This is a genomic window from Streptomyces alboflavus (genome assembly GCF_000716675.1).
In the GTDB taxonomy this organism is placed as follows: Bacteria; Actinomycetota; Actinomycetes; order Streptomycetales; family Streptomycetaceae; genus Streptomyces; species Streptomyces alboflavus.
The window spans coordinates 38,365-51,273 of sequence record NZ_JNXT01000033.1; the positions used below are offsets into that span (position 1 = coordinate 38,365).

General features: G+C 73.0%; 11 protein-coding genes. 8 read left to right on the forward strand and 3 right to left on the reverse strand.

Annotated elements, in window-relative coordinates:
• The first annotated feature begins 106 nt into the window (after positions 1–106).
• From afsR to OO63_RS23880, 5 genes are all read left to right on the forward strand, one after another.
• Positions 107–3,190, forward strand: a complete 3,084-nt coding sequence (gene afsR / locus OO63_RS23865; RefSeq protein WP_397622269.1) for an SARP-family global regulator AfsR — start codon at positions 107–109, stop codon at positions 3,188–3,190.
• A 201-nt stretch (positions 3,191–3,391) separates the two neighbouring features.
• The gene (locus OO63_RS44805) at positions 3,392–3,568 is read left to right on the forward strand and encodes a sigma-like protein (protein WP_106983463.1); all 177 of its coding nucleotides are present in this window, start codon (positions 3,392–3,394) and stop codon (positions 3,566–3,568) included.
• 185 nt (positions 3,569–3,753) lie between these two features.
• Positions 3,754–4,005, forward strand: a complete 252-nt coding sequence (locus tag OO63_RS23870) for a hypothetical protein (RefSeq protein ID WP_033264393.1) — start codon at positions 3,754–3,756, stop codon at positions 4,003–4,005.
• A gap of 111 nt (positions 4,006–4,116) precedes the next feature.
• Positions 4,117–4,500: a VOC family protein gene (locus OO63_RS23875; RefSeq protein ID WP_030361583.1), complete on the forward strand. Its 384-nt coding sequence runs from the start codon at positions 4,117–4,119 to the stop codon at positions 4,498–4,500.
• Between the two features lie 111 nt (positions 4,501–4,611).
• Positions 4,612–5,232, forward strand: coding sequence for a Uma2 family endonuclease (locus tag OO63_RS23880; protein ID WP_051811129.1), 621 nt, complete (start codon positions 4,612–4,614; stop codon positions 5,230–5,232).
• 125 nt (positions 5,233–5,357) lie between these two features.
• On the opposite strand, the gene OO63_RS47405 is transcribed toward OO63_RS23880, so the two are convergent.
• Positions 5,358–5,492, reverse strand: coding sequence for a hypothetical protein (locus tag OO63_RS47405; RefSeq protein ID WP_267885486.1), 135 nt, complete (start codon positions 5,490–5,492; stop codon positions 5,358–5,360).
• A 361-nt stretch (positions 5,493–5,853) separates the two neighbouring features.
• Positions 5,854–7,482 carry a FadD3 family acyl-CoA ligase gene (locus OO63_RS23885; RefSeq protein ID WP_030361581.1) on the reverse strand — a complete coding sequence of 543 codons (1,629 nt, stop codon included), beginning with the start codon at positions 7,480–7,482 and terminating at the stop codon, positions 5,854–5,856.
• A 112-nt stretch (positions 7,483–7,594) separates the two neighbouring features.
• On the opposite strand from OO63_RS23885, the gene OO63_RS23890 reads away from it, so the two are divergent.
• From OO63_RS23890 to OO63_RS23900, 3 genes are all read left to right on the forward strand, one after another.
• Positions 7,595–8,746: a lipid-transfer protein gene (locus OO63_RS23890; protein ID WP_030361580.1), complete on the forward strand. Its 1,152-nt coding sequence runs from the start codon at positions 7,595–7,597 to the stop codon at positions 8,744–8,746.
• A 130-nt stretch (positions 8,747–8,876) separates the two neighbouring features.
• On the forward strand, positions 8,877–9,308 hold the full coding sequence (locus OO63_RS23895) for a Zn-ribbon domain-containing OB-fold protein (RefSeq protein ID WP_030361579.1): 432 nt from the start codon (positions 8,877–8,879) through the stop codon (positions 9,306–9,308).
• Positions 9,305–10,105 carry an enoyl-CoA hydratase/isomerase family protein gene (locus tag OO63_RS23900; protein WP_030361578.1) on the forward strand — a complete coding sequence of 267 codons (801 nt, stop codon included), beginning with the start codon at positions 9,305–9,307 and terminating at the stop codon, positions 10,103–10,105. The genes OO63_RS23895 and OO63_RS23900 overlap by 4 nt, the downstream gene beginning before the upstream one ends.
• Before the next feature lie 19 nt (positions 10,106–10,124).
• Here OO63_RS23900 and afsK read toward each other — a convergent pair whose 3' ends face one another.
• Positions 10,125–12,644, reverse strand: a complete 2,520-nt coding sequence (afsK, locus tag OO63_RS23905) for a protein serine/threonine kinase AfsK (RefSeq protein WP_030361577.1) — start codon at positions 12,642–12,644, stop codon at positions 10,125–10,127.
• Positions 12,645–12,909: the final 265 nt, after the last annotated feature.

The window sequence follows — 12,909 nt, forward strand, 5'->3', positions numbered from 1 at the left end:
GGGCAGGGCAGGTCCGAGGCGGGCACAAACCAGGCACAGCCGGGCACAGTTGGGCGTATTTGAGAAGACTTCAGCAACTGCGTACGGCAGGGCAGCAGGGGGAGCGATGGACGGACTACCGCGAGTGCCGGAGCAGCGGCGTTCGGCGGCGGAAAGCGACCCTGGCACGACGGCGCGGGTGTCGCGGACGGTGGAGACGGCTGACGGGGAGGCGCGGAGCGTGTCTTCGGGTGCGCTCGGGGACGACGGGCCCGCGCCCGTGGACGGCGCCGGCGTCGCCGAGAGGCAGGCCGACGGGCAGCCCGCCGCCCGCTTCAGCGTGCTCGGGCCCGTCCGTGCCTGGCTCGGCGAGGAGCCCCTGCCCACCGGCTCCCCCCAGCAGCGCGCCCTGCTCGCGGCCCTGCTCCTCCGCGACGGACGCACCGCCACCGCCTCCGAACTCATCGACGCCATCTGGGGCGAGGACCCGCCCTCGCAGGCGCTCGCCGCGATCCGTACGTACGCGTCCCGGCTGCGCAAGGTGCTGCCTTCCGGCGCCCTCGTCAGCGAGTCCGGCGGCTATGCCGTGCGGGCCGCCGACGGCGTGCTCGACCTCGCCGAGGCGGAGCAGCTGTGGTCGGCGGCCGAGCGGGCGCGCGGGCTCGGCGATCTGCACCAGGCCCGCTCCCTGGTCAAGGAGGCCCTGTCCCTGTGGGACGGCGAGCCCCTCGCCAACGTGCCCGGGCCCTACGCGGACGCCCAGCGCACCCGCCTTGAGGAATGGCGCCTGCAACTCCTCGAAGCCCGCCTCGACATGGACCTGGAACAGGGCCGCCACGCCGAGTCCGTCTCCGAGCTGACCGCCCTCACCGCCGCGCACCCCCTGCGGGAGCGGCTGCGCGAACTCCTGATGCTCGCCCTCTACCGCTCAGGGCGCCAGGCCGAGGCCCTCGCCGTCTACGCCGACACCCGCCGCCTCCTCGCCGACGAACTCGGCGTCGACCCGCGCCCCGGCCTCCAGGAACTCCAGCAGCGCATCCTCCAGGCCGACCCGGCCCTCGCCGAGCCCTCCGCCCCCGCGACGGAGCCCGCCGCGGGCGTCGTCCGCCCGGCCCAGCTGCCCGCCACCGTCCAGGACTTCACCGGCCGCGTCTCCTTCGTCAAGGAACTCAGCGACATCCTGTCGACGGCGGAGGGGCGCGTGATGGCCGTCTCCGCGCTGGCGGGGATCGGGGGTGTGGGGAAGACGACGCTCGCGGTGCATGTCGCGCATGCGGCGCGGGCGCACTTCCCCGACGGGCAGTTGTACGTCGACCTCCAGGGCGCCGGGCCGCGCGCCGCCGAGCCCGAGACGGTGCTCGGCGCGTTCCTGCGGGGCCTCGGCACGGCGGACGACGCCATCCCGGAGACGCTGGAGGAGCGGGCCGCGCTGTTCCGCTCCGTCCTCGACGGCCGGCCTGTGCTCGTCCTGCTCGACAACGCCCGCGACGCCGCGCAGGTGCGGCCGCTGCTGCCCGGCATGGAGGGGTGCGCGGCGCTCGTCACCAGCCGGATGCGGATGGTGGACCTCGCCGGGGCGCACCTCGTCGACCTCGACGTCATGTCTCCCGACGAGGCCCTGCAGCTCTTCACGAAGATCATCGGCGAGGAGCGGGTGGTGTCCGAGCGCGAGGCGGCGCTCGACGTGGTCGCCGCGTGCGGATTCCTGCCCCTCGCGATCCGGATCGCGGCGTCCCGTCTCGCCGCGCGCCGCACCTGGACCGTCGCCACGCTCGCCGCCAAGCTCGCCGACGAGCGGCGGCGCCTCGACGAGCTCCAGGCGGGCGACCTCGCGGTCGAGGCCACGTTCGAGCTGGGCTACGGCCAGCTGGAGCCCGCCCAGGCCCGCGCCTTCCGCCTGCTCGGCCTCGCCGACGGCCCCGACATCTCCCTGACGGCCGCCGCCGCGATGCTCGACCTCCCGGTGGAGGACGCCGAGGACCTCCTGGAGTCGCTCGTCGACACCTCCCTCCTGGAGTCCGCCGCACCCGGCCGCTACCGCTACCACGACCTCGTACGGCTCTACGCCCGCGCGTGCGCGGAACGGGACGAGCTGCCGCCGGGTCTGCGGGACGCGGCGCTGTCGCGGTTGCTGGACTTCTATCTGGCATCGGCGGCGCGGGTGTACGCGATCGAGCGTCCCGGAGACAGGACCGTGGATCACCTGGAGGTGACGGGCGGGACCGGTCTCGACTTCACCGGCGAGTCCACGGCTCTGGACTGGCTGCACGCGGAGGCCGCGTGCATCCTGGCCTGCGTACAGCAGTCCTTGATTCCGGGCTCGCTGCGGCGGGCGGTGGACCTGCTCCTGGCCGCCAAGGACCTGGCGGAATCGGGTGCGAGTTCGCTCCGGTACGAGTCCGCGGCGATCGCGGCCCGCGACGCCGCCGCGGACTGCGGGGACGCCTGGGCGGAGGGTCGCGCGCGTGTGAGTCTCGCGCAAGTCCTCAGCAAGGTGGGGCACTTCCGCGTGGCGGCAGGTGAACTGGAACGCGCCGCCGCGTTGGCACTCACCTCCGGTGACCCCTGGGCCGGCGGGAACGCGCCGAACGAGCAGGGGATCATCAGCAACTGCATCAACGAACCCGCGGCGAGCGAGATCTACCTCCGCCGGGCTATCAAGGCGTTCCAGGCGGACGGCAATCGTTCCGGCGAGGCCAGCGCCCTGTGCAATCTCGCGCGCGCCCTCATGGACATGGGACGGACCTCGCAGGCGATCGAGCTGTCCCAGCGGGGCATGACCCTGTACGACGAGCTGGGGCTCACGTTCCGGCTCGCCAACGCCCAGTACACCTTCGGCGTCGTTCTCGGCCAAGCGGGCCGTCACGACGAGGCACTGACACAGCTGACCGCCGCGCACCAGGTGTTCGCGGACAACCGTCAGCGCCTGTGGGAAGGGGCAACGCAGTACCGTATCTCCGAGGTGCACCTGGCTGCCCGGCGACCAGCCGCCGCCGCCCGCCATGCCGAGCAGGCACTGGCCACCGGCTTCGTCGGCGGCGACTGGATGAAGGCCAACGTCCTGACGGTGCTCGGCGAGGCCCTGGACGCCCTCGGGCAGCTGGACCGCGCCCGGGCGTGCTGGCACAAGGCGCAGGCCATCCATGAGGCGGCCGGGGCTCCCGAGGCCGCTCACGTGCGAAAGCTCCTCGGCCCCCTCACCGCCGCCTGAGCGTCAACCGAGGGCGTTCATCGAACGTTTATGAGCGCGTGTCACTCTCATGGAGTCGATCCGTCGCGTCGGGGGGCAGACGGGTCGCGCGGGCCCCGCGGATATCGTGAGCGGCCGTGATGCGCCCGCTCGGCGACCCTCGGGGGAGTTGCCGAGCGGGCCTTGCTCCCGATCACAGCACTGAACCTAGGAGTCCCGGTCATGAGCGACACCGCAAAGCCCAAGCAGGCGCCCAAGGGCGACGGACACACGCCGGCCCCGCCGGTGGACGACGCCACCACGCTGGGCGACGGACACACGCCCGTCCCGCCGAAGAAGGACAAGACCGTGGCGCTGGGCGACGGCCACACGCCCGCTCCGCCTCAGCGGGGTGCCTGACAACTACTGCCATTCCGACGGGGATCGGCCGCGGCGGCGCGGAGGGGGAGCCGCCGCGGCCGAGGCATATCTGGAGCAAGACATTTCGGCCAACTTGCCGAAACTTAGCGGGACTTGTTCGAACATAACGTGCGAAATGCGGCTAGAGTCGACAGTTGAATGCCGGCCCCCTCCAAGGAGTTGGAATGACTCGAACCAGAAAAGCTCTTGTGACTCTCGCCGTGCTGGCCGCGGCCACCGCCGGGGCATCCGCCCCGGCCCTCGCCGACAGCCACTCCCCGGCCCCGGCCGGGGACGGTCACCAGCCGGTCGGCCCGCTCGGGGACGGGCACCAGCCCGCCCCGCCCGGTGACGGACACCAGCCGACGCTGTTCGGCGACGGCCACCAGCCGGCACCTCCCGGCGACGGCCACCAGCCGACAGCTCCGCAGCACTGATCATCCGGGGCCGAGCCGCCGCTCGGCCCCGGCCTGCCGCATGAGCGGGAACCCCCTCACCCGAGAGCAATTCGTTGGACCCGCCCCACCCCCCTGCCCGATAGTGCGCCCATGACAACTCTCGTGCGCCACATCACCTTCGACTGCTCCGACGCCTACAAGCTCGGGTCGTTCTGGGCCGAGGTCCTGGAGGGCTCGATCTCCGACGAGGACTCTCCGGGGGACCCGGAGGCGCTGGTGAGTACGCCGGGCGGGCCGACGCTGCTGTTCGTGACCGTGCCGGACGAGAAGACCGTGAAGAACCGCGTGCACTTCGACCTGCAGCCGCAGGACCGCACGCGGGACGAGGAGGTCGAGCGCGTGACCGCCCTCGGCGCGACCCTCGTGGCCGACCACCGGCTGCCGGACGGACGCGGCTGGGTGACCCTCGCCGACATCGAGGGCAACGAGTTCTGCGTGGAGCGCAGCGCGGGAGAGCGGACCGCGACGGCCTGAGCGCGTCGCGTCACGGTGACGCGCCCTCCAAGTACCCCGTGCGGGCTTCCGCACGGGCCGCGCCACCGCAGTACGGTGGACACCACGACACCATGTGAGAAGGGGACCGACGTGAGCGCGCAGCCGGTCGAACCGCACCCGCCCGCAGCGACCGCCACCTACGATCAGCTCCGTGTCCTGGCCGACGAGTTCATCGACGCCGCCGACCGGCACGGAAACCGGGTACGGGCCGACATCGGGAACCAGGAGATCACCGTCCACATGATGTCTCCCTCCAACCCGCACGGGCTCATCGTCAGCCGCCTGATCGTCCAGATCGCGGGCCAGGACGACCGCGCGCTCACTCTCGCGGAGAACCGCGTGCACCACCCTCAGATCGGTCTTTGCCGCACGGCGGACCTGCTGATCGTGACCGGCGAGGCGTACGACCGCCAGGACGACGACTTCGCCGTGTTCGCCCGTGACGTGTCCGTCGCGGTCGAGGTCGTGTCCCCTTCGAACCCTGGCAACGACTACATCACCAAGCTCCGCGACTACCCTCGCATGGGCGTCCCGGTCTACGCGATCATCGACCCCCGTGACGGCACGGTCGCCGTCCACTCCGGCCCCGACACCGCAAGCGGCGAACCGCAGTACCGAGACACCCCGAGCCGGTACAAGTTCGGCGACACCGTGCGGCTCGGGGAGTGGACCATCGACACGAGCGTGTTCCCCCGGTACCGCTCAACGTGATCGCGGCATGCAGGTGCAGTGCGCCGTACATGCCCCGGAGATCGTTCGTGCCGTTGTCGAGCCGGGGGCGGATTGCCTCCGCGGCCTCGCCCGCGACGCACCGCTCACCCAGGCGGCAGCAGCCGTCAGAGCTCGATCCGTGTGCGCAGGTCGATGTCGACCGGGAACGGCACGTCCGTGGTGAGCTTGCCGGTGTGCGTGGGCTGCTCGGGGCTGGGGGCGTAGACCCCGGCCTCGTGGTGGCGCCAGAACTCGTGCACGACGGGGACGTCGTCCTCGCCGCGTTCGACGCGCCAGTGACAGTGGAATGCGGCGCACGCCTCGCGAGCTGCAGCTGACAGAGCAGCGCACCCCGCACGTACTGATGCCATACCTCCGCCCTCCCGCGCACCACGATGTTCCCATCCACGAGATCCCAGCCGAATGGGACATCCAGCTCCTGGACCTGGCCCCAGGTCCAGCCGTCGCTCGGCGGGTACATCCAGTTCCCGGAGTTGGCCGACGCCTGCTGATCGCCGTGTGACGACGCGGCCATGCCTGCCTTCATGGAGGTCATCATGCGAGAGGGACGCCCTGCCCGGTCCGTGTGGCGGAATCGCCACTCGTTCGGGTGCGGCCTGGTCAAAGCAGCCTGCGCAGCTCCCCCTTCACCACCTTCCCGCTAGCGTTCCGCGGCAGCTCCGGCACGAACTCCACCTCGCGCGGCACCTTGTAGTTGGCCATCTCGCGCCGGGACCAGGCGATCACGTCGTCGGCCGTAAGGGTGGAGCCCGGTCGTCGGACGACGTACGCCTTGCCGACCTCGCCGAGGCGGGCGTCGGGGACGCCGATGACGGCGGCGTCGGCGACCTCGGGGTGGGTGCCGAGGAGCTGTTCGATCTCGGCGGGGTAGGCGTTGAAGCCGCCGACGATGAACATGTCCTTGATCCGGTCGGTGATGCGCAGGTTGCCCGCCGCGTCCAGGACGCCGATGTCGCCGGTGCGCAGCCAGCCGTCGGGGGTGCGGACCTTGCGGGTCTCGGCGGGGTCCTCGAAGTAGCCGCTCATGACGTGGTGGCCGCGGACGAGGATCTCGCCGGGGGTGCCGGGGGGCAGCGGGTCACCGGCGGGCGACACCACCTTCACCTCCGTGTCCGGGATCGCCCGGCCCGACGTCGACGCGATGACCTCGGCGGGGTCGCCCCTGCGGCACATGGTGACGATGCCGCTGGCCTCGGAGAGTCCGTACGCCGTCAGGACGGTGGCGATGTGGAGCTCGGCGCGGAGGCGTTCGACCAGGCGCAGGGGGACCACCGCCGCGCCGGTCACGACCAGGCGCAGGGCCGAGAGGTCGTGGGCGTCCCGGGACGGGTGGTCGAGGAGGGACTGGTGGAGGGTGGGCGGGCCGGGGAGGACGGAGACGCGTTCGGCGGCGATGTTCGCGAGGACGGTGTCGACGTTGAAGACCGGCTGGGGCACCATCGTGGCGCCGCGCATCAGACAGGCGATGATCCCGGCCTTGTAGCCGAAGGTGTGGAAGAACGGGTTCACGATCAGATAGCGGTCGCCTTCGCGGAGCCCGGCGAGGTCGCTCCAGATCTCGTAGCAGCGCAGGGTCTGGGCGTGGGTGATGACGGCGCCCTTTGGGCGTCCCGTGGTGCCCGAGGTGAAGACGATGTCGGAGGGGCTGTCGGCGGTGACGGCGGCTGCGCGGGCGCGTACGGCCTCGCGCGTGATCCGGTCGCCGCCGGCGAGGAAGTCCTTCCAGGTGCGGAAGTCCTCGGGGGCGTCGTCGGCGAGGACGACGACCTGTTCGAGGTGCGGGAGCCCCGGCAGCGGCCCCGCGCCGGGCGCCGTCTCCCCGGCGCCGAACTCCGGCGGCTCCCCCGCCGCCCGCCGCAGCGACGCCACGTACGACGTCCCCAGGAACGTACCGGTGACGAAGAGCAGCCTGGCCCGGGACCGGGCGAGGACGTACGCCGCCTCGGTGCCCTTGAAGCGGGTGTTGAGGGGGACGAGGACGGCGCCCGCGCCGACCGCGCCGAGGGCGGAGACGATCCAGTCGAGGGTGTTGGGCGCCCAGACGGCGACGCGGTCGCCCGGTTCGACGCCGGTGGCCATGCAGGCGGCGGTGGCCCGGTCGATCCGGTCGCCGAGTTCGCGGTACGTCACCCGGGTGCGGCCCTCGACGACCGCCTCCCGGTCCGCGTACCGCTGTGCCGCCGCCCGGACCAGGCCCGGCACGCTGCCCCACTCCAGGTCGCCGCGCATGGCCGCCCCTCCCGCCGTCGCCCACTAGCTGACTATCCGTCAGATTAGCGGTAGCCTGACGCGCTGTCAGCAGCGAGGGCTCGCCCACGACGCGCGCGGAGGTGTGCAAGCCATGGCCTCACTCAAGGACGCCACAGCGATAGCCGGTATCGGACAGACCCCCTTCGCCAGACAACTCCCCGAGAGCGAGAAGACGTTGGCCTGCCGGGCCGTCCTCGCCGCGCTCGACGACGCGGGGATAGCCCCGTCCGAGGTCGACGCGTTCGCCTCGTACACGATGGAGGAGACCGACGAGGTCGAGGTCGCCAAGGCGATCGGCGCGGGTGACGTCACGTTCTTCAGCAAGGTCGGGTACGGGGGCGGGGGTTCCTGCGCCACGGTCGCGCACCTGGCGTCCGCGATCGCCACCGGGCAGGCGAGCGTCGGCGTCGCCTGGCGCTCCCGCAAACGCGGCAGCGGGCCCCGGCCGTGGCGCAACACCACCGCCCAACTCCCCACCCCCGCCCAGTGGACACGTCCCTTCGGCCTGCTCCGCCCCGCCGACGAGATCGCGATGCTGACGCGCCGCTATCTGCACGAGTACGGCGCGACCCGCGACCACCTCTTCAACGTCGCCCTCGCCTGCCGCAACCGCGCCAACCAGAACCCGGCCGCGATGATGTACGAACGCCCGCTGACCCGCGACATGTATATGACCTCGCGCTGGATCAGCGAGCCGCTCTGCCTCTTCGACAACTGCCTGGAGACGGACGGCGCGCTGGCCTGCGTCGTCGTCTCCGCCGAGCGCGCCCGCGACTGCCGCCGGCAGCCCGTCTACGTCCACTCCGCCGCCCAGGGCCTGCCCGCCCAGCACCACGGCATGGTCAACTACTGGAACGACGACCCGCTCTCGGGCCCCGCCTGGACGGCCGCCCGACAGCTCTGGAAACAGGCCGACTTCGGCCCCCACGACGTCGACGTGGCCCAGATCTACGACGCCTTCACCCCCCTCATCCCGCTCTCCCTGGAGGGCTACGGCTTCTGCGACCGGGGCGAGGGCGGCGCGTTCACGGAGGGCGGCGCCCTGGAGATCGGCGGCCGCCTCCCCCTCAACACGGGCGGCGGCGGCCTCAGCGAGGCCTACGTGCACGGCTTCAACCTGATCAACGAGGGCGTGAAGCAACTGCGGGGCACGAGCACAGCCCAGGTCCCGGGGGCGACGACGTGCCTGGTGACGGCGGGCGAGGGAGTCCCGACATCGGCATTGCTGCTGCGGACCCAGTAAGGGGGCACCCGTATGCGCCGAGGAACCCACGCCCCCCAAGGGGCGCGGGGAACTGCGCGAGCAACCACGAACCATCCCGCACCCGCGAAGGGACACCGACATGGCAGACGCGAAGGCACCCCCCGAACCCCTGCTGACCCCGGTCGTGGACGACGACGGCGCCCCCTTCTGGGACCACGCCGCCCGAGGCGAACTCCGCATCCAGGCCTGCGCCGACAAAACCTGCGGAGCACTCCGCTGGCCGCCAAGGCCCTGCTGCCCCCACTGCCACTCCTTCGCCACCGAATGGCGCCGCATGACCGGCAAGGGCAGGATCTGGTCCTACGTGATCCCCCACCCCCCGCTCCTCCCGGCCTACGCCGCCCTCTCCCCGTACAACGCGATCCTCGTGGAACTCACCGACGCCCCCAAGATCCGCCTGGTGGGCAACCTCGTCGCCAGGGCGGGCGCACCCCCGAACTCCGTCCCACAGGAACGCCTCCGCATCGGGGCCCGCGTGCAGGTGGTCTTCGCCGAGCGCGGCGGCATCGTGCTGCCGCAGTGGGTCCTGGAGCGGTCATGACGGACCCGGAGGCGGTGGCGGCCGGGGTGCGGGTGGAGCGGGACGCGGCGCCCGGGGTCGTCGTGGTGACCCTGGACCGGCCGGAGCGGCACAACGCGCTGACTCCGGAGACGGCGGCCGAACTCGCCTGGCTGTGGCGGCAGTTCCGGGGCGACGACACGGTCCGGGCGGTCGTCCTCACCGGCGCCGGTGACCGGGCCTTCTGCACCGGGATCGACCGCACCGCCGAGGTCCCGCAGCCGTCGTCCCCGTACTCGGTCGAGGACCCGCTCCTCACCGTCGGCCCGAAGGCCAACGACCTGTGGAAGCCGGTCGTCGCCGCCGTGAACGGCATGGCGTGCGGCGGGGCGTTCTACCTCGTCGGCGAGTGCGAGTTCGTGGTCGCGGCGGAGCACGCCACGTTCTTCGACCCGCACACGACGTACGGGATGGTGAGCGCGTACGAGGCCATCGCCATGGCGCAGCGGATGCCGTTCGGGGAGGTGGCGCGGATGTCCCTGATGGGGACGGCGGAGCGGGTGTCGGCGCGGCGGGCGTACGAGATCGGCCTGGTGTCGGAGGTGGTGCCGGGCGAGGAGGTGGTGGCCGCGGCGGTGCGGGCCGCCGCCACGATCGCCGCCTTGCCGACGGAGGCCGTGCAGGGCACGGTGCGCGCCGTGTGGTCCGCCAAGGAGGCCGCCCGTACGCAGGCCATGGCGCAGGCCCAGCACCTCGTCGCCCTCGGCAACGCGGACGCCGCACGGCAGGCGGAGCTGTTCGCGGCACGCGGCCGGGGCGACGGCTTCCGGACCCGGTAGAGCACCCCCGCGCCGAGGCTCAGCGCGAGGTCGCCGTGCCCCGCTCCGCGTCGAGGGCGTACACGCAGCGGTCCTTGCTGCACGCGTACACCACGCCGTCCCTGACCACCGGGGCGCCGGTGATCTCGCCGCCGGTGGCGAGCTTCCAGCGGAGGCGGCCGTCGTCGGCCTTGAGGGTGTAGAGGAGGTGGTCGGTGGCGCCGAAGTGGATGCGCCGGTCGGCGACGACCGGGGAGCCGACGACCTCGCCGCCCGCCTGGAAGCGCCACTTGGGGGTGCCGGTGACGGCGTCGAGGGTGTAGAGGCCCTTGCCGCTGCCCACGTGGACGTGGCCGTCGGCGACGAGGACGGGGTCGACGGAGGAGCGGGCCTCGGTGGCGATGCGCCAGCGGTCGCGGCCGTCGGTGGCGTCGAGGGCGTACACGGTGCCGAGGTAGTCGGCGAGGTACACACCGCCGCCGGTGACGGCGGGTCCGGGGGCGAAGGCGGGCGGACAGAGGAACGCGGCGGGCGCCTCGAAGTGCCAGCGGACGTGCCCGGCGGCCACGTCGACGGCGAGGACGCGGCTGCCCGCGGCGATGTACGCGTACCCGTCGGGTGCCTGGGTGACCCGGACCGGCACGCCGCCGCAGGACGCGGCGTCGCCGACGGGGTAGGACCAGCGCTCGATGCCGGTGCGGGCCTCGACGGCGCGAAGACGGGCGTCCTTCCAGACGTACACGGTGCCGTCGACGATGACGGGCGCGGCCTCGGGCGTCTCGAACTCGGTCTGGGCGTTCGTGATCTCCCAGAGCTTCTCGCCGTTCGCGGCCTCCCAGCCCTGCACGCCGCCGCCGCGGGTCGCGGTGACGACGGTGCCCCGGTCGGCCTGCAGGGCGTACACCCAGGCGTCGGTCTGGATCCGCCACAGGTCGGAGCCGTCGGTGCCGTCGAGGGCGTAGAGGGTGGGGCCGTCGGAGGCGTGGATGCGGCCGTCTGCGACGGCCATGGACCAGGCGACGTCGCGGGTCTTGAAGCTGCGCCGTCCGGTGCTCACGTCGAGGGCGTGCACCTCGAAGGACGTGACGTACACGAGGTTCCCGGCGACGGCGGGTGTCCCCCAGACGTCGTTGGACATGCGGAACCGCCAGGGCCGCCAGGACGCGGGGGCGCCGGAGCCCGGTGCCGGGGCACCCGCCGCCGCGCCGCCGGTGACGCCCGCGTCGACGCCGTTGGCCCCGTTGGCCGCGTGCGGCCCGGACCGCCCGGCCCCGGGCGCCCGCGCCGACCGCGACCACGACCCGGCGAGCCCGGAGTCGACGGGCGCCGCGGCACCGCGGGCCTCGGCGACGCGCGGCCCGGGCCCGATCGGCACCTGCGCCCCGGCGAGCTGCACGGGTCCGGCGTCGGGCGCGGCGTGGCCGGGCGCGTGGAAGGGCTGGGAGGCGCCGGGCGGCGCGTGGAAGGGCTGGGAGGCCCCGGAGGACGGCACGGACGGCACCTGGGAGGGCAGGCCGGGGGCGTGCGAGGGCACAGCGGGGGCCTGCCGGGGCGGCGGCGGGACGGCGGAGACGGGCGCGGCCGAGGCCCCGGCGGCGGCGCTGCCGCGTGCTCCCCGGCCCGCGGAGCCTCCGGTGGCGGCGGCGCGCGCGGGCGGGCGTCCGCCCCGGCGCGCCTCGATGAGCGCGACGGCCCGCTCGGGCAGCCAGGCGGAGGCGGTGCCGCTGTCGTCGCCGTTGCCCTCGGAGGCGAAGAGGTGCGGGGCGAGCTGGGCCTGGAGGTCGCCGGGCGTGGGCCTGCGCGCGGCCTCCATCTGCATGCAGGACTCGATGAGGGGCCGCAGCTCGTCGGGCAGGCCCTCCAGGTCGGGGCCCTCGCGCAGGAGCATGAAGACGGTCTCGACGGGGTTGGCGCCGTGGAAGGGGGCGTGCCCGGTGGCGGCGAAGACGAGGGTGGAGCCGAGGGAGAAGACGTCGCTGGCGCCGGTGACGCTGCGGGAGTCCTTGGCCTGCTCGGGCGACATGTAGGCGGGGGTGCCGACGGCGACGTTGGTCATGGTCAGGCGGGTGTTGGAGACGCCCGACGCGATGCCGAAGTCGATGACGCGGGGACCGTCCTCGACGACGAGCACGTTGGACGGCTTCAGGTCGCGGTGGACGAGCCCGGCGCCGTGGATGGACTCCAGGGCCTCGGCGACGCCCGCGGCCAGCCAGCGCACGGCCTGGGTGGGCAGCGGCCCGTGCTCGTTCACTATTTCCTCGAGCGAGGGCGCGGGCACGTACGCGGTGGCGAGCCAGGGCACGGCGGCGCGCGGGTCGGCGTCGACCACGGCGGCCGTGTAGAAGCCGGACACGGCGCGGGCCGCCTCGACCTCGCGCGTGAAGCGGACGCGGAACAGCTGGTCCTCGGCGAGCTCGGTTCTGACCGTCTTGATCGCCACGCGTCGCCCGGAGGCCGAGCGCGCGAGATAGACGAGTCCCATGCCACCGGCGCCGAGCCGTCCAAGGACCTCGAACGGGCCGATCCGCCGCGGATCGTGCTGCGTCAGCTGGTCCACCACTTGCCTGCCACCTCCCCGTACGCGCGGCCGCCGCCTAGAGCAGCCCCGTGCAGCGTCTCACCACCGAGCCGCTACGGCGGCACGCACCCTGATTCTTCCTGGCTCGGGCCACGGTTGCGAACCCGGGGCAAGATCGGGCCGTTTCGGGACAAAGGTGACGTACTGGTACATCAAATGGGGTGATGCCCTCCGATACCCCTCGCGTACGCTCCCGCACCGCTCCTGGTTCACATCCGGTTCTTCCGGTTCACACCCGTTCCCACCC